At 61.3% G+C, this 16,155-nt stretch carries 15 protein-coding genes and 6 tRNA genes; 18 read left to right on the top strand and 3 right to left on the bottom strand.

The annotated features are described in order from the left end of the window. The first annotated feature begins 141 nt into the window (after positions 1 to 141). From KUF55_RS07120 to KUF55_RS07095, 6 genes are all read left to right on the top strand, one after another. A tRNA-Gly gene (locus KUF55_RS07120) sits at positions 142 to 214 on the top strand. Positions 215 to 276: 62 nt separating this feature from the next. After that, positions 277 to 347 (top strand) — tRNA-Cys (locus tag KUF55_RS07115). 24 nt (positions 348 to 371) lie between these two features. After that, a tRNA-Val gene (locus KUF55_RS07110) sits at positions 372 to 443 on the top strand. A gap of 35 nt (positions 444 to 478) precedes the next feature. Beyond that, positions 479 to 551, top strand: a tRNA-Gly gene (locus KUF55_RS07105). Between the two features lie 83 nt (positions 552 to 634). Next, positions 635 to 706, top strand: a tRNA-Val gene (locus KUF55_RS07100). A 33-nt stretch (positions 707 to 739) separates the two neighbouring features. Then, positions 740 to 815 (top strand) — tRNA-Gly (locus tag KUF55_RS07095). A 243-nt stretch (positions 816 to 1,058) separates the two neighbouring features. Here the strand turns inward: KUF55_RS07095 and KUF55_RS07090 are convergent. Further along, complete coding sequence (locus KUF55_RS07090; protein ID WP_218817664.1) at positions 1,059 to 2,222, bottom strand: IS1249 family transposase; 1,164 nt, start codon at positions 2,220 to 2,222, stop codon at positions 1,059 to 1,061. Positions 2,223 to 2,537: 315 nt separating this feature from the next. Between KUF55_RS07090 and KUF55_RS07085 the strand changes: the two genes are divergently transcribed. Together KUF55_RS07085 and KUF55_RS07080 are read left to right on the top strand one after the other, a co-directional pair. After that, the gene (locus tag KUF55_RS07085) at positions 2,538 to 2,759 is read left to right on the top strand and encodes an antitoxin (protein WP_132364938.1); all 222 of its coding nucleotides are present in this window, start codon (positions 2,538 to 2,540) and stop codon (positions 2,757 to 2,759) included. A 160-nt stretch (positions 2,760 to 2,919) separates the two neighbouring features. Beyond that, positions 2,920 to 4,062, top strand: a complete 1,143-nt coding sequence (locus KUF55_RS07080; RefSeq protein ID WP_218818718.1) for a benzoate/H(+) symporter BenE family transporter — start codon at positions 2,920 to 2,922, stop codon at positions 4,060 to 4,062. Positions 4,063 to 4,171: 109 nt separating this feature from the next. On the opposite strand, the gene zapE is transcribed toward KUF55_RS07080, so the two are convergent. Next, the gene (zapE, locus tag KUF55_RS07075) at positions 4,172 to 5,209 is read right to left on the bottom strand and encodes a cell division protein ZapE (protein WP_218818423.1); all 1,038 of its coding nucleotides are present in this window, start codon (positions 5,207 to 5,209) and stop codon (positions 4,172 to 4,174) included. Positions 5,210 to 5,480: 271 nt separating this feature from the next. Between zapE and KUF55_RS07070 the strand changes: the two genes are divergently transcribed. The 3 genes from KUF55_RS07070 (at position 5,481) to ybaK (ending at position 7,428) form a co-directional block, all read left to right on the top strand. Next, a complete protein-coding gene (locus KUF55_RS07070) occupies positions 5,481 to 6,389 on the top strand; it encodes a sulfurtransferase (RefSeq protein WP_132364935.1) in 909 nt (302 codons plus the stop codon). Positions 6,390 to 6,393: 4 nt separating this feature from the next. Further along, positions 6,394 to 6,843 (top strand): SufE family protein, encoded by a 450-nt coding sequence (locus KUF55_RS07065; RefSeq protein WP_132364934.1) that lies wholly within the window; start codon positions 6,394 to 6,396, stop codon positions 6,841 to 6,843. A 78-nt stretch (positions 6,844 to 6,921) separates the two neighbouring features. Continuing rightward, on the top strand, positions 6,922 to 7,428 hold the full coding sequence (gene ybaK / locus KUF55_RS07060; protein WP_218818422.1) for a Cys-tRNA(Pro) deacylase: 507 nt from the start codon (positions 6,922 to 6,924) through the stop codon (positions 7,426 to 7,428). Between the two features lie 19 nt (positions 7,429 to 7,447). Here ybaK and KUF55_RS07055 read toward each other — a convergent pair whose 3' ends face one another. Beyond that, positions 7,448 to 8,683 (bottom strand): S9 family peptidase, encoded by a 1,236-nt coding sequence (locus KUF55_RS07055; protein WP_218818421.1) that lies wholly within the window; start codon positions 8,681 to 8,683, stop codon positions 7,448 to 7,450. Between the two features lie 121 nt (positions 8,684 to 8,804). Here KUF55_RS07055 and msrB point away from each other — a divergent pair, with 121 nt between their 5' ends. The 7 genes from msrB (at position 8,805) to KUF55_RS07020 (ending at position 16,154) form a co-directional block, all read left to right on the top strand. After that, a complete protein-coding gene (msrB, locus tag KUF55_RS07050; RefSeq protein ID WP_255557366.1) occupies positions 8,805 to 9,245 on the top strand; it encodes a peptide-methionine (R)-S-oxide reductase MsrB in 441 nt (146 codons plus the stop codon). Between the two features lie 225 nt (positions 9,246 to 9,470). After that, the gene (locus KUF55_RS07045) at positions 9,471 to 10,844 is read left to right on the top strand and encodes a DUF6421 family protein (protein ID WP_218818419.1); all 1,374 of its coding nucleotides are present in this window, start codon (positions 9,471 to 9,473) and stop codon (positions 10,842 to 10,844) included. A 43-nt stretch (positions 10,845 to 10,887) separates the two neighbouring features. After that, complete coding sequence (locus KUF55_RS07040) at positions 10,888 to 11,616, top strand: SDR family oxidoreductase (protein ID WP_218818418.1); 729 nt, start codon at positions 10,888 to 10,890, stop codon at positions 11,614 to 11,616. A gap of 52 nt (positions 11,617 to 11,668) precedes the next feature. After that, positions 11,669 to 12,730 carry a low specificity L-threonine aldolase gene (locus tag KUF55_RS07035; RefSeq protein WP_218818417.1) on the top strand — a complete coding sequence of 354 codons (1,062 nt, stop codon included), beginning with the start codon at positions 11,669 to 11,671 and terminating at the stop codon, positions 12,728 to 12,730. Positions 12,731 to 12,792: 62 nt separating this feature from the next. Then, entirely contained in the window at positions 12,793 to 13,407 is a 615-nt protein-coding gene (locus KUF55_RS07030) for a DUF3000 domain-containing protein (protein WP_255557365.1), read from the top strand. Between the two features lie 53 nt (positions 13,408 to 13,460). After that, a complete protein-coding gene (locus tag KUF55_RS07025; protein ID WP_218818416.1) occupies positions 13,461 to 14,771 on the top strand; it encodes an HRDC domain-containing protein in 1,311 nt (436 codons plus the stop codon). Between the two features lie 144 nt (positions 14,772 to 14,915). After that, the gene (locus KUF55_RS07020) at positions 14,916 to 16,154 is read left to right on the top strand and encodes an acetyl-CoA C-acyltransferase (RefSeq protein ID WP_218818415.1); all 1,239 of its coding nucleotides are present in this window, start codon (positions 14,916 to 14,918) and stop codon (positions 16,152 to 16,154) included. Position 16,155: the final 1 nt, after the last annotated feature.

Below are 16,155 nucleotides of genomic sequence, written 5' to 3'. Positions count from 1 at the left end.
GCGAGATCACAAGGGTCTAGGCCAAATTTCGATAAAAGAACGCCCCGATTTGGAACTTTGGGGAATCGTCGTATAGAGTTTTTACTCGTTGGAACGCAGACAAACGGAACGAAAACATTCCGGAGATTGCGCTTCTAATATGTGGACATAGCTCAGCTGGTAGAGCGCGACCTTGCCAAGGTCGAGGTCGCGAGTTCGAACCTCGTTGTCCACTCGCATTAGATTCACCGGATCGGCTTGCCGATCTATCCAACGGGTATTTTACCTTTTGGTTATGGTGGGGTGGCCGAGAGGCGAGGCACCGGCCTGCAAAGCCGTTTACGCGGGTTCGAATCCCGTCCCCACCTCGTAGTAAATGTAGTAAGAAGTATGGGCGATTGGCGCAGCGGTAGCGCGCTTCCCTGACACGGAAGAGGTCACTGGTTCGAACCCAGTATCGCCCACGATAGGTTAGTATCTATGGATATTAGCTTTTCACGTGGACATAGCTCAGCTGGTAGAGCGCGACCTTGCCAAGGTCGAGGTCGCGAGTTCGAACCTCGTTGTCCACTCTAGAAAATGGATCCCGATTCCATGGAAATGGGGTCCTTATTCTTGTGTTTTCTTTTGGAAAGCATAAAGTAGTACCCCTTATGGGCGATTGGCGCAGCGGTAGCGCGCTTCCCTGACACGGAAGAGGTCACTGGTTCGAACCCAGTATCGCCCACGAAGAGTCTATACTTAGGTATTGATTATTCACGTGGACATAGCTCAGCTGGTAGAGCGCGACCTTGCCAAGGTCGAGGTCGCGAGTTCGAACCTCGTTGTCCACTCCAATTTGTAGGCCGTGTGATTTGCAAAAATCACACGGCCTACTGCTTTAACCTCAACATTGTCTCGCCGATTAATCGAGACTAGCGGGAGCCAAGTCGCAAGTTCTGGTTCGAGCCATAGTGGGATCTCCCCACCCAACCAAATAGCACTCACCCTGGTTTAGATTCTCAGACCGCGGCTTATAGGCAAAAAAGTGTGTCTGCCCCGGGTGTGTCACCCGGGGCTGTGCCATGTCAGAGCATGATTCAGCAGGGTCTGCCGGCCCATCCTTTTCTGACCCAGAGCCCTTCGGCTTCAGTCAGTGCGGTGCCGATGAGTTCCGGCCCAATCGTTTCCTCCTGGATCTGCTTCTTCACTGGTTTCGTGTTGAGGTGTTCAGGCCGGATGAGAGTGTGCGGTTCAGTTGGTTTCTCACTGTGGGAGTAGAGCCACCATTCGACCGCCCGTTTCGCATGGGCCGGCGGCATGCCACGGTGCCCGCGCAGCAGCGCACGGAGCTGAGTGTTAACGCCGCCCTCGATGTGGTTGGTTGTCGAAGCGATGGCCAGCCCATCAAATTCTGGCTCCAGGTAGGTGAAGAGCTCACCACTGCGCACCAGCCGTTCGAGGAGTTTGTAGGCCGAACGTAGGCGAGTGTGGGTGTACCACCAGGTTTGGGTGGGCTTCACACCTTTGGGCCGGTGGCCGCCAGGTCCCGCCGGGTAGGTGCGTTCCTTGATCACGTCCCCGAAGGTGTGGTGCCATTCCTGCAGCGCTTGCATCCACTGGGTGGCGTGTTCTCGGGTCTTGATGCGTGTCAGGGCAAGGGAAATTCGCCGAAGGGCTCTTCCCGCGTCCGTTCGTGGTCGCAGGGTCAGATAAGTGCGCACGTTGCGTTGGACATGGACCAGGCAGCGTTGAACGCGAGTCTCTGGCCACGCTTGCGACAGTGCTGCCGCTAGCCCAGAGCCACCGTCAATGATCACGACCCGGGGTGCTGGGAACTGTTCCAGCAACGCTATCCAGGCCACCCTCTTTTCACTATCGCACCACTGCCAGCCAATGGTTTTGCCGTTGGCAATCGCGATCAGGCAACACCACCCACGTCCTAGATAGATGCCGTCCATTTGGATCTGCAGGTGGACTTCGCCGGTGGGCGCTAGGGATGGTTCGATCGCCCAACACCACTGGGTGTTATGTCGGAGGGTTCTACCCGTGCCGGGGTTGTAGGAGGCCTGGGACTGTTTCCCCAAGATCCATTGGAGGAACAGGTTTAGCTCGGCTCGACGTTTCAGGTCAGGGCGCTTCTTGACACTGCTGGCCCCGCAGTGGATGCACCTCCAGCGTTGGGTTCCGACTGAGGTCTTTCCATTGCGTTTCAGGGCAGATCCGCATACTTCACATTGCTTCGATTTTCCAGAACCATTCACGGTTAATGGCTCAAAGGTATAAGAAACCTCGTTCTACTGCGCCATCGTTGGGAAGCAGGCCCCTCGCGGACACACTTTTCGGCCTATACGCCCAGACCGCACGCGGCGATCCCGGGACGGCACTTTCTGTCCGGTAAGCCCACTTTCGCACTACCTCACGCTCTCGATTAAGCCCAGATTATTTACGAAAATTACCAGTCGCGGACGCTTTCTTCGAGAAATTCACACAAATGTCCTTGTATCGCTACCTACAGTGCCTAAGATGAATTCTAGGCGGGGCGGTTATTGTCCCCATTAGTGAAGAGGAGGTGCCTTTTGTCTATTTTTGACGACCTAAAGGGCAAGGCCGAAGGACTCAAGGACAAGGCTGCAGAGCTGATCCAAGAGAACTCGGGCAAGATTGGCGAGGCCATTGACAACGCTGGCGACTTCATCGACGAAAAGACCGGTGGCAAGTTCGCCGAGCACGTCGATAAGGTTCAGGACGGCGCCAAGAGTTTCGTTGACAAGGGCAAAGACGGAAATCCAACCGTCTAACCTCTTCACCGATTCACTAGGACTCTTGCCCTAGGTACGACAATACGGGTGCTGGTACTGCCGCGAGGCAGGACCAGCACCTGTCGTTTAAAGAAAGCTAGCCACCGTGACTCTCGCCCCTGTATCACTGTCGCCACAACGGCCGCCTCTTGTGCAGCCGATCGTGGCGGGTCTCATCACCGCACTCGTCGGCTACACCGCATCATTTGCCGTGGTCCTCACCGGACTCAAAGCGGTTGGAGCGAGCGATTCTCAAGCAGCCTCGGGACTCTTCGCATTAACCATCGCACTTGCCATCTGTGCTTTCGCTCTGGCCTGGTTTACCCGCCGCCCCATCACCACGGCTTGGTCAACTCCCGGGGCTGCCCTACTGGCCGGATCCGCGGCCCTGAATTTCGGGTGGAACGAAGCGGTTGGCGCCTTCATCATGACCGGCCTGCTGATCGCTGCCACCGGCGCCATCCCTTGGTTGGGGAAGCTCCTCGCGTCCATCCCCGTTCCGCTGGCCCAAGCCATGCTTGCCGGCGTTTTGCTCAAGCTGTGTCTGGCACCCTTTGTGGCGTTGTCTACTATCCCGCTGTACATCGCTCCCATCATCGCCATATGGCTCGTGTTTCTGCGTCTCAGCCCTCGATGGGCAGTTCCAGCAGCCATGGGAGCGGCGTTGGGTATTGCCGGATTCACCATGGCGCAAAGCGGCAACGTGGTGAGCACCCATGAACTGTTGCCGACTCTCGAATTCACCGTTCCAACATTTACGGTGGCTGCCTTCAGCGGAATAACTCTGCCACTATTTGTGGTCACAATGGCCTCACAAAATGTTCCCGGCGTGGCGGTTCTGGCCAGCTTTAACTATGAAACACCGTGGCGTTCCTCCATGCTGGCCACCGGACTTGGTTCGTCCGTGGCGGCACTTTTTGGTGGTCACGCCATCAATCTCGCGGCAATATCTGCAGCCCTTGCCGCGGGTGAGGAGGCTGGAGCTGACCGTTCACGCCGCTGGATTGCAGCAGCTTCCTCAGCGGTTTTCTACATCATTCTCGGACTAGCTTCGGCATCTATCACCGCCCTGGCCACTGCCAGCCCGGAGGGCTTATTGGAGGCCGCCGCAGGGTTGGCGCTGTTTGCCACGTTGGGAGCCTCGGCATCTTCGGCGCTATCAGACCCACGCAGCAGAATGAGCTCGCTGGTAGCATTCCTGATTGCCGGTTCCGGGTTGAGCTTTGCGGGGATCGGTGGCGCGTTCTGGGCGCTGCTTGCAGGTCTCGGCTTACGCTTGCTGCTGGAACGCAAGATGCCTTAGTTATCTGTTCGTCTCAAAAACAACGAGGCCGCGTCGACTCTCCTTCCCCACCTAACTACGGGTGAAAGCGGGGATGGAGTTGCCGGCGCGGCCTCGAATAAGTGCTTTTTTAGAGAGCAGGGTCCCCGGTCTGGCCTTCACGAGCCAAGGCGGTGAGACGGGAAACCGCACGGAAGTACTTCTTCTGATATCCGCCCGCCATCATTTCCGCGGTGAAAAGCTCGCTGAACGGCTTTCCTGAGGCAACGATCGGTACATCCTTGTCGTAAAGTCGGTCAGCCAAAACAACAAAGCGCAGTGCTACTGCCTGCTCGGTAATGGTTTCAACGTTGTGCAGGACCAAGACGTCGGTCTCGGACAGCAAGGCCCGGTAGCGGCTGGGGTGAACCTTGGAGATATGGGCCACCAGATCCGAGAAGTCATCAACCGCGAAGGTTTTATCTCCGTAGCGTTCCATGGCAAATTCCTCAATGGCCTCATCGGCCACGGGAACCGGCGCGTCAGGAAGTCCGCGGTGGCGGAAGTCAACGCCGTCCACGCGGTGAACGTCGAACTGTTCGGAAAGCACCTTGATCTCGCGTTGGAAGTCCATGGCGGCAAAGCGGCCCTCACCCAATGCACCGGGAAGGGTGTTGGACGTTGCGGCGATTTTCACACCGGCGTCGGATAGCTCGCGCATGAGGCGAGACATCAGAACGGTGTCTCCCGGATCATCGAGTTCGAACTCATCGATGCAGACCAGCGAGTAGGTGCTCAAGACCTCAACGGTCTGGCGGAAGGACAATGCGCCAACGAGGTTGGTGTACTCCACAAAGGTGCCAAAGGCCTTACGGCCCGGTGCCAGGTGCCACAGCGATGCCAAGAGGTGAGTCTTGCCAACGCCGAAACCGCCATCAAGGTACATACCCGACTTTTCGACCTTCTTCTTACCGAAGAGGTTCGAAAGGAATCCACCCTTGGATTTGCCGATCGTCGAGGCAAAGTGCTGAAGCTTAGTGACAGCTTCGGCCTGCGTCGGCCAAGCCGGATCCGGACGGTAGGTGTCGAAGGAAACCTCGCCGAACCGGTAGGACGGATGGAAGCCGGCCAGAAGATCGTCCAGGGAGACCGTTGGTGTTCGTTGGGAAAGATGCGTAATCGTGGCCATGCGGCGAAACGGTCCTTAGGTCTTCGAAAAGGTGGCGGTGGTGCGTTGGCGGCACAAAGACACGCCTCGGTCATTTTATGCCCAGACCTCAACCATCCCCTAAATGGGAGTCGGAGCGCACACGGGCGAGTTGCCCACTTCCACCCCGAGCTGGACGCTGGGAGCGAAATATGGCGTTGCATAACCTCCGAGCGCTGTGCCGGGGCGCCCGGATGGCTAGGCTTGAAGCAGCACTATCCCCCAAACTTTCTTGTTGTGAGGTCAAATCATCATGAGCCTGCCCATCGACTCCAATCCGTCCTTCTCCGACTACGCCCATCCAGAACGGCTGGTCTCCACCGATTGGCTGGCAGAGAATCTGTCCACGGCGAATCTGGTGATCCTCGAATCCAATGAAGACATCCTGCTGTACGACATGGGTCATATCCCCGGTGCGGTAAAGGTTGACTGGCACACCGAGCTCAACGACGAAGACACCCGCGACTACGTTGACGGTGCCGGCTTCGCCGCCTTGATGGCCGCCAAGGGCATCACTCGTGAGTCAACCGTGGTGATTTACGGCGACAAATCCAATTGGTGGGCAGCCTATGCGCTCTGGGTCTTCACCCTGTTCGGTCACGAAGATGTGCGTCTGCTCGACGGTGGCCGCGACAAGTGGATTGCCGAGGGCCGCGAGATTACTCGCGACAAGCCAACCATTACCGCGACCAGCTACCCGGTCATCGAGCGTGATGACACGCTCATCCGTGCGTTCCTGCCCCAGGTGTTCGAGCACTTTGGCAAGCCCATGATCGATGTGCGCTCAACGGAGGAATACACCGGCGAGCGCACACACATGCCCGCCTACCCGGAGGAAGGCACCTTGCGCGGCGGACACATTCCCTCCGCTGCGTCCGTTCCCTGGGCCAAGGCCGCTGCGGAGGACGGGACCTTCAAGTCCCGCGCCGAGCTCGAAGCGATCTACCTGGGCGAAGCTGGCCTGACCCCCGGCGATGATGTCATCGCCTATTGCCGAATCGGCGAGCGCTCCAGTCACACCTGGTTTGCCCTGCAGTTCCTGCTCGGTTTCGAAAACGTGCGCAACTACGACGGTTCCTGGACCGAGTGGGGCAATGCCGTTCGTGTCCCGATCGTGAAGGGTATCGAACCCGGAGCCGTCCCCGCAGGATACGGAGCCTAGGATCATGAGCGAGCTGCCAGCAGCCCTTGCGGAGATCGTTGAAGACTTCCAGGCTGTCACCGAGCCGGAGCGATTGCAGCTATTGCTGGAGTTCTCCGAGGAATTGCCCGAGCTCCCGGCCCGATTGGCCGATCACCCCGATCTGCTCGAACAGGTCGTTGAATGCCAGACGCCGCTGTTCCTGACCATCGAGGTCGAACCTGCCGGCGATCGTCGCGTCTCATTGTTCTTCTCCGCTCCCCCGCAGGCACCGACGACGCGCGGTTTTGCCTCGGTGCTTCATCAGGGTCTTGATGGGCTTCCGGCAGCGGCGGTATTGGCCGTACCCGATGACATGCCCAATCAGCTCGGACTCACCCGTGCACTGACGCCCTTGCGTTTGCGCGGCATGAGCGCGATGCTGGGACGCATTAAGCGTCAGGTTTCCGAGCGCGTCGAAGCCCCGGCCGGCTAGTTACCTCCCGCACAGCGGTATCGGGCGTCGGGTCATACCGGCGCCCGTCCACGTTAAGCAAGGAATTTCATCCCCGCAATGTCTAAGAAAAAGAGCGCTTCTGCGGCCAGCACCCCGGCGACCACGGTATTGGATCGGGCGGCGGTGAACTACTCACTACACCCCTATACCCATGACAAGGCGGCGGAGAGCTTCGGACTCGAAGCCGCCGAAGCTCTCGGGGTTGCTCCGGAGCGGGTGTTCAAGACGCTGCTGGTAGCCACCGGGGCTTCGGGAGCCGGAGCCCTGGCCGTGGGCATCGTTCCGGTGAACCGACAACTCGATCTCAAGGCCATGGCCAATGCGCTGGGCGTCAAAAAGGTGGAGATGGCCGATCCCGCGGCGGCCGAACGACGCACCGGATATGTTCTCGGTGGCATTTCACCACTGGGGCAACGCAATCCCTCACGCACGATACTTGATGCCAGCGCGCTGGACTTTGCCACGGTTTTTGTCTCCGGTGGACACCGGGGGCTGGACATCGAACTGGCACCGAGAGATCTACAGCGACTCACCGCGGCCCTCATCGCCCCCATCGGCCACTGAGCTGTTGGCCCGGGTTCGCTCAGTCCCCGGGCCGCGGTGCATTCAGCACCCCATGCAGGAATGATTCCACTTCTGATTCCCAACGCTGCGGGTCAACATTCCATTCGCGAGTGTGTCCCGCCCTGGTGAAGCGCGAGAGCCCCACCAGCTGGGGGTTGAGTTCGGCAAGTTGTTCGGAGGGGCCGATGGGGACGAAGTCATCGTCCTCGCTGTGTAGAATCAGGGTGGGCATCCGCAACTGGTCGTGACGCTCCACCCAGTTCAGGATCTTCAGGTCCAGTGGCGCCGCCAGCCCCGTCATCCAGCGTCCGGCCCTATGGGCCAGGAGCCACTGCCCCAACCTGCCCACGGCCTCGGGGATGCGGTTAAGTTTCGCTTGGTGGGAGAGCACATCGATCCAGTTGATCACCGGTCCATCAAGTACCAGTGCGCCGATCTTGAGCGCGTGTGTTGATTTGTCGGCCACCTGCAGCGCGATGGCGCCACCCATGGACCAGCCGAAAAGCACGATCTCCTTGGCTCCGGCATTAATCGCATAGTCAATGGCCGCCTCAATGTCTGGCCATTCCGTGGCGCCGAGCCCATACCGGCCGTCCACCGCTGCCGGTGCCACCCCATCATTGCGGTAGGAGACGAGCAGGGCGCTCAGCCCCAAGCGGCGCAAGAGTGGTAGGGCCCGCAGCCCCTCCTTGCGATTGGCTCCGCGGCCGTGCACACAAATGGCCCAGGTATCCGCGTTGCGCTCCCCCGGAACAAACCAGGCCGGAGCCATGCCACCGAGTATGGGGATGTTGACCTCGTCGTATTCCGCGCCCACATCGGTCGGAGAATCGTAGACGATGCCAGATAGCCTGCCCCGCACCGCGGTCGACAGGTCCCCGAAGTACACCTTTTCGACCGGTCGAGTGACGGTGCCGTCCCCCGGTCGATATCCCTTGGGTTCTCCCAGCCTCGCGTGGCCGGTGTCGGCGGAAAAGAGCAGCGAGTAGCGGCCCGGTGCCGAGGATTCCTTGTCTGCCGATACGATCACGTCGTGTCCGGCGTCGGTGGCTACCAGGGCCAGGATTTCTACGTCCTGGTGCGGGACGGCATCGGGCGTGACAACCCTGCGGGCGAAATACGCTCCGAGGGCAGAAACGCTGCCGGCAAAGACCGATCCGGCCGCGGCCCCGGCTCCAACTCCAAGAAGCACCCAACTCAGGTGCTTGCCCGCCGAGCGGGCGCGTGGGGAATTAGGAGAGAGTTTTTGCTTCATGCCAACCATCATCGCAAAGAAACCCCATCCATCGGGGGCTTTGACTCGGAGGACTTTTTACTTTTCGTCATCTACTGGGATTTTCGGGAATGAGCGCGCCGTGGCCGGTGTTGTGCGTTGTGTGAGCGAAAACCAGACCCCCGAATCAGAACCCACCTCAAGTTCGTCGAACGTTACCAAAACCAATGAGCAGTGGCGCAGCGAAATGACCGCCGATGAGTTTCGGGTAATGCGCCAGGCCGGAACCGAGGCTCCCTTCAGTGGCGAGTATTGGGACACCACCACAGCGGGTGTCTACGAGTGCCGAGCCTGCGGCGAGGAACTCTTCACGTCCAACGCCAAGTTTGATGCCGGCTGCGGTTGGCCCTCATTCTTTGCACCGTTGGCAGAGGACCGGGTGAGGTACATCCGCGATTCTTCGATGGGCATGGTCCGTGTTGAGGTGCGTTGCGCCTCCTGCGATTCACATCTTGGTCACGTCTTCGAAGGCGAAGGATTTAATACGCCGACCGACCAGCGTTTCTGCATGAATTCGGTCTCGCTGAGGCTCAAGAACGTCTGATCCGTTCGGTCTTCGCGGCTCGGTACCGGGGATGAGCGTGGCGCCCCGGAACCGAGCATTCCTTCTACTCGTACCTTGATGCCTCAGCCACCGCACATGCAACAGGGTTGCTAATGCTTGCATTGATAATCGATCAGCAACCATTACCCATAGCTAGGCTGGAAACAACAACTGCCCGCAGAAACAGGCGGCGCTTCCAGCAGTACCGAAATGGGGTATACCGAAATGTCACACGCAACTCTTCCCAAGCCACTCTCCAATTCAGAGCTCATCGTCGCCGAATCTTGGCTGACACTGAAGGCGGCAGCAACCACGTTCCAGGGACTCCAGGGACACGACGGCTCGGTACCCGAAGAAGCCAACAAATCTCACGCCACGGAACTGCTGACCGTGATTGCCGATTCGATCCGAGATTTAGCTCCTCACTTTGAGCACGACGCGGCCTACCTCACCGCCCTGGTGAGCGATCTTGAGGCCTGGTCGGCCTCCGGATTCGGTGTCCCGGACTTCTTAGACTCGCTGCTGGCCTTTACCCCTCAGCTCGCACGCATTGACGGACTGCGTCACCTGGTGCTTTTCCCGATGTACACGCAGAACGGTTCCACCGACCGCTTGCTCGAGGCGGTCCTCATCGAGGTCATTTGGCCCGATTTCATCGGTTCTTTGGAAGCCGGGGAGTACAGCAACAAGCTTTTTGTTCCGCTGCGTTTCCTGGATTTCACTCCCGGCTATGACACCAATTCGGCGGTGCTTTTCCCCGAGTCCGTGGCCATCCGTGAAACTCCGTCCTTCACCTGGGGTGCCATCTTCCAGGATCGCGAGGCCGCGCGCTTCCGCCGCGTCCTGAAGGAAGCATCACACATCACCAACCTCGAACTCCCCGCCGATGCTGCTGCCATGCTCACCGATCAGTCACTGACCGAAGAGACCTTCGTGATGTGGGACCTGATCCACGACCGGACGCACATGCGTGGCGATCTGCCCTTTGACCCGTTCATGATCAAGCAGCGTATGCCCTTCTTCCTGTACTCGCTCGAGGAACTGCGCTGCGATCTCACGGCCTTCCGCGAATCGGTCAAAATCTCCCGTGACGAGGCGCACGATCCCGTCACCCGCCACCACGCCAAGCTCGTCCAGTATGCGGTCATCTTCGACAGGATTTTCCGCTTCGCCATTACCGGTACGCGTACCCGCAACTATGACGCCGTGGGTGGACAGCTGCTCTTCGCCTGGATGCACCAGCACCACGTGCTGCACTGGACGGACACCAAGCTGAGCATCGACTGGGATCAGGTCCCGGAGGTCGTGTGCGCCCTCGGGGACTCCATCGACGAGCTCTACTGGCGCTCCATTGATCGCCCGAAGATCTCTCACTGGTTGGCAGCCTACGAGCTGGTCTCCACCACCCTGACCCCGCACCCCGCCTCCACCTGGGCCAAGGGCCCGGACGCCCTGCCGCTGAACGCCCCCCTACGTGAAATGACCGACCAGGTGATGGATGACGAATTCCCGCTCTCGATGTTCTACGAGGCACTGAGCAAGAAGATGCGCCCGATCATCGAGTCCACCGTGGGTATTACCGGCACCTCCAGCATCTAAATAGCCATCTCAATCCGCCGAAACGAGCGATAGACTAACTTCCATGGGCGAACTTCATGATGTGACGATACTGATTGCCGGAGCCACCTCCGCCGCCGGTGTCGCGGTGGCGCGAGCGCTCTGCGATGCCGGGGCCACGGTGCTGGCCGCGGGTTCGAACGCCGATCGGCTGGCAACGGCCCTGCCGTTTGTGCATGGGCGCTACGAGGTGGATCTGACCAACCATGGCGCGGTCTCCGAACTCCACGCATTGATCGACACCGAACGCGGGCCCATTGACGGACTCTTGCACCTGGTAGGCGGTTGGCGCGGCGGCAAGGGACTGCCCGGGCAAATCGACGATGACTATGCGTACCTGCACACCCAGATTCTTGGCACGCTGCGCAACACCTCCCGGGTCTTCCGCGACGACCTGGTGGCCTCGGCATGCGGACGCATTGCCATCGTCTCGGCCACGGCGGTGGATGCACCCAGCGGTTCGAACGCCAACTACTCCACGGCCAAGGCGGCAGCCGAGGCCTGGATGAAGTCGGTGGCTGCGGAGCTACGAATGGCCCAGTCCGGAAACAAGCTGGCACCGGTACCGCAGCGAGCGGCCGCGGTGCGCTGGGTCATCAAGGCGTTCACCGACCCCGCCACCCGCGCCGCACACCCGGATCGTTCCACCGCCGGATTCACCGATGTTTCGGCACTGGGCACCGCGGCGCTTGAGCTTTTCACGCACGACGCCGCGCAGCTCAACGGCGCGCGCATCCACTTGCCGGTGCTCTGAGACCGACACCCCAACACCTCCACATCACGTGCACCACCTGAGTTAGGACCCCATGACAGTGACTTCCATCAACCACGACACCTCCGTGCGCGGATTCGCCTCCGATAACTACTCCGGAATCCACCCGGAAGTGTTGGCCGCGATCACCAGTGCCAACGGTGGACACCAGGTTGCCTACGGCGAGGATGAGTACACCGCCGAGCTCGGCCGCGTGATCGCCGGACATTTTGGCGAAACCGCCACCATCTTCCCGGTCTTTAACGGCACCGGCGCCAACGTCACTGCCCTGCAGTCGCTGCTGCCCCGCTGGGGCGCGGTCATCTGCGCGCAAAGCGCGCACATCAACGTCGATGAGAACGGTGCACCGGAGCGCATTGGGGGCATGAAGCTGCTCTCGGTTCCCACCACCGATGGCAAGCTCACGGTTGAGGCCATCAACAAGGAGGCCTGGGGCTGGGGCGACGAGCACCGCGCTCAGCCGTTGGCCGTCTCCCTGACGCAGTCCACCGAACTGGGTACCCTGTACACCCTGGAAGAGCTGCGCGCCATCACCGAGCACGCCCACTCCCTGGGCATGCGCGTCCACATGGACGGCGCTCGGATCTCCAATGCCGCCGCCGCCCTGGGTGTGGGGCTGGGCGAGATGACCACCGGCACCGGCATCGACATCCTGTCTCTCGGGGGCACCAAAAACGGCATCATGTTTGGTGAAGGAATCGTCACGCTCACCCCGGGCCCGGCCGAGTCCATCAAGTACCTGCGCAAAATGAACATGCAGTTGGCCTCCAAGATGCGCTTCATCTCCGCCCAGCTATTGGCGCTCTACGGCACCGACCTGTGGCTGGATTCGGCGGCGCACGCCAATGCCATGGCGGCCCGGCTCTCGGCCGGGGTGCAGGCAACCGATGGTGTTGAGTTGCTCTACCCCACGCAGTCCAACGGCGTCTTTGCCACGCTGCCCAACAACGTGGCAGATGCCCTGCGTGAGCGCTTCCGCTTCTACGACTGGGACCGGGCGGCAAATCAGGTCCGTTGGATGTGCTCCTTTGATACCACCGAGACCGACGTTGATGCCTTCCTCGCCGCACTGCGTGAAGAACTGGGCAGAAACTAGCCGCTAAGACTTTGCGGCGTGCCGCAGGCCTCACGGCCTGCGGCACACTTTAGACTCGCCATGTGACAACCCATGGACCCATTCAAGCAGTGCCACCGGCCTTCCTTGACGCGCTGGCCGCGGTTCGCCGCGCCAGCTGCCGCAAGGAAATCTCATTGCGGGAAATCCCCGCCCCGGCACGCTTGGCACCCTACGCCTTGGCGCTGTCGGCAGATGTCTACGAGCGCACGCCGCGCCGGGGGCACGGCGCCGAGGAAGCGCATGGGGAGGAACTGGCCACCGGCCGCTTCGTCCTGCTCCACGATCCCGCCGGTTCGGCCCTCTGGGACGGCACCTTCCGCATCGTGACCTACATTCGAGCACGCATGGATGCCGAAATGGGCAACGATGCGATGCTCGGCTCGGTCGCCTGGACCTGGTTGCTTGATGCGCTCAACGAGTCGGGCGCCGACTACCGGCAGGCCGGTGGCACCACCACCCGCGTGCTCTCGGAGAGCTATGGCATCCTGGCCAACCGCGCGGAGACCATCGACATTGAATTACGCGCCTCCTGGACCCCCGGGGACCAAGACATCTCCGCTCACCTGCAGGCGTGGGCGGACATGGTCTGCACCTTTGCCGGGTTGCCCCCGCTACCCAGCGGTGTTACGGCTCTTCCCCACCGTCGCCTCTCCTAGCACGGCACGGCACCACCGGGCGCACCGCAATCGGTACTAGAATTGGTGACACCATGACCCGTACCCCCCACGCCACGAACACCAGCCGCACCGAAGACCTCGAGTCCGAGCCCTTGTTGAGCTCGCAAACGGAGGAAGAACCGCAGCCGCCGGCCCCCGAGCCCATCCTGCTCGATACCCCGCGCGACGGAGTTCCCGAGGTCATCACCACCGCGCCCGGACTCGCCCGGGCGGCTCGAGCCATCGCCGCTGGCACCGGTCCGGTCTCCATCGACGCCGAGCGCGCCTCCGGCTTCCGCTACGGCCAGCGCGCCTTCCTGGTGCAGTTGCGCCGCGAGGGATCGGGTTCCTGGCTGATCGACCCCGTCCCCTTTGAGGATCTGGCCCCGATTCAGGAGGCCATCGGGGAGGAAATCTGGATTCTGCACGCCGCCTCGCAGGATCTGCCGTGCCTGCGCGAACTGGGCATGAGCCCCACCCGCCTCTTTGATACCGAGCTGGCCGGCCGCATTGCCGGATTGCCGCGCGTGGGCCTGGGTCCGGCCGTGGAATCCCTGCTGGGCCTGCGCCTGGCCAAGGAGCATTCGGCAGCCGACTGGTCAACCCGTCCGCTGCCCGAACCGTGGCTGCGCTACGCGGCGCTGGATGTTGAGGTGCTTGATCAATTGCGTCTGGAACTGATCAAGATCCTGGAATCCGACGGCAAGCTGGCCTATGCCGAAGAGGAATTTGAGGCCGTACGTACCGCCCCGCCGGCACCGGCGCGCATTGATCCCTGGCGTCGCACCTCCGGACTGCACCAGATTCGTGATCGTCGCACGTTGGCGGCGGTTCGTTCACTCTGGGAGACCCGTGAGGCCTTGGCCAAGACCCGCGATGTGGCTCCGGGCCGCTTGATTCCCGACTCCGCCCTGGTGGCGGCCGCCAAGGCCAAGCCCAAGAGCGTCCCGGCACTACTAAAGACCCCCGGCTTCCACGGCCGTTCCGCCGGGCGAGATGCGCCCAAGTGGCTCCACGCCCTGCAGGAAGCCCAAGTCACCGAGGATCTGCCGCCGAATCAGGTCCCGACCAACGCACCGCCACCACCGCGGGTCTGGGCGGATAAGGACCCGGTAGCCGCGGCGCGCTTGCAGACCGCCAAGGAGCGGATCACGCGCACCGCCGAGGCCCTGAATATCCCGACCGAGAACATGCTCACCCCCGATACGCTGCGTCGACTCTGCTGGAGCCCGCCGGCACAGATTGATCCGGACTCCGTGGCCGCCGCGTTGGTCGAACTCGGTGCCCGGTCGTGGCAGATTGAACTGCTCTGCCCGGTGATTACCGTGGCCTTGTTGGACCCCGACGAATTAGCCAAGCGCTAGTTCTGCGCCGGGCGGGATTTACCCCTTGTGGGGTCAATCCCGCCCGGCTTTTTTCTGGGGCTCGGGTGCTGGGCTTGCACTCTAAGTTACTCACCAGTAGCGTATGGGGTGGATCACATTCCATCATCCATTCAAGGAGTACCGGTGAGCCCCCAGTCAGTGAACACTCGCAATCCGCGGCCTGTCCGCGACGTCGTCTTCGTCGACGGCGTCCGCACCCCCTTCGGCAAGGCCGGAGACAAGGGTATTTACCACGGCACCCGCGCCGATGACCTCGTGGTCAAATGCATCCGTGAACTGATGCGCCGCAACCCCTCGCTCCCCGCGGAGCGGATCGATGAGGTGGCGATCGCCGCCACCACACAGACCGGTGATCAGGGCCTGACCATCGGACGCACGGCAGCACTGCTGGCCGGTCTGCCGCAATCCGTCCCGGGCTTCGCCATCGATAGGATGTGCGCCGGCGCCATGACGGCCGTGACCTCCACCGCCGGTTCCATTGCCTTTGGGGCCTACGACGTGGTCATCGCCGGCGGTGTTGAGCACATGGGCAACCACCCGATGGGCGCCGGTGCCGACCCGAATCCGCGTTTCCTTTCCGAACGCATCGTTGATCCGGCGGCCCTGAACATGGGCAATACCGCCGAAAATCTGCACGATCGCTTCCCCGCCATCACCAAACAACGCGCCGACGCCTACGCGGTGGCCTCCCAAACCAAGCTGGCAGCCGCCTATGCGGCAGGGAATATCCAACCGGACATGGTCCCGGTGGCAGCCCAACGTCCCGGCGAGGGATTTAAGCTGCACACCACCGATGAGCCACCACGACCGGGCACCACACTTCACTCACTCGCCGAATTGCGCACTCCCTTCCGCGCTCACGGTCGAGTCACCGCCGGCAACGCGGCCGGCCTGAACGACGGCGCCACCGCGGCGGTACTGGCCAGCGCGCAGGCTGCCGAAGAACTGGGGCTGAAGGTCAAAATGCGCCTCGTCTCCTACGCCTTTGCCGGGGTTGATCCCTCGGTCATGGGCATCGGCCCGGTCCCCGCCACCGAAAAGGCACTGGCTCAGGCCGGACTGAGTATCGAGGACATCGGACTCTTTGAAATCAACGAGGCCTTCGCCGTGCAGGTACTCTCCTTCCTTGACCACTACGGGATCAAGGACACCGATGAGAGAGTGAACCGTTACGGCGGCGCCATCGCCGTGGGGCACCCGCTGGCCTCCTCGGGCGTCCGCCTAATGAACCAGCTGGCTCGCCAATTTGAGCAGGACCCCACCGTCCGCTACGGACTAACCACCATGTGCATCGGCTTGGGCATGGGCGGCACCGTGGTGTGGGAAAACCCGCACCACGCAGACTTCGGAAAGGATGCCTAAG

The sequence above is a fragment of the Paeniglutamicibacter sp. Y32M11 genome (assembly GCF_019285735.1).
Classification (GTDB): Bacteria; Actinomycetota; Actinomycetes; order Actinomycetales; family Micrococcaceae; genus Paeniglutamicibacter.
Note: the sequence above shows the minus strand (reverse complement) of the source record. Positions and strands in the feature narration are given on the sequence as shown.

Bases quoted from the DNA above. Each gene is read 5' to 3' on its own strand.
- KUF55_RS07070 (WP_132364935.1), top strand. From the start codon at position 5,481: ATGAGCCTGCCCATCGACTCCAATCCGTCCTTCTCCGACTACGCCCAT.
- KUF55_RS07065 (WP_132364934.1), top strand. From the start codon at position 6,394: ATGAGCGAGCTGCCAGCAGCCCTTGCGGAGATCGTTGAAGACTTCCAG.
- KUF55_RS07025 (WP_218818416.1), top strand. From the start codon at position 13,461: ATGACCCGTACCCCCCACGCCACGAACACCAGCCGCACCGAAGACCTC.
- KUF55_RS07045 (WP_218818419.1), top strand. From the start codon at position 9,471: ATGTCACACGCAACTCTTCCCAAGCCACTCTCCAATTCAGAGCTCATC.
- KUF55_RS07035 (WP_218818417.1), top strand. From the start codon at position 11,669: ATGACAGTGACTTCCATCAACCACGACACCTCCGTGCGCGGATTCGCC.
- KUF55_RS07040 (WP_218818418.1), top strand. From the start codon at position 10,888: ATGGGCGAACTTCATGATGTGACGATACTGATTGCCGGAGCCACCTCC.
- KUF55_RS07055 (WP_218818421.1), bottom strand. From the start codon at position 8,683: ATGAAGCAAAAACTCTCTCCTAATTCCCCACGCGCCCGCTCGGCGGGC.
- zapE (WP_218818423.1), bottom strand. From the start codon at position 5,209: ATGGCCACGATTACGCATCTTTCCCAACGAACACCAACGGTCTCCCTG.
- ybaK (WP_218818422.1), top strand. From the start codon at position 6,922: ATGTCTAAGAAAAAGAGCGCTTCTGCGGCCAGCACCCCGGCGACCACG.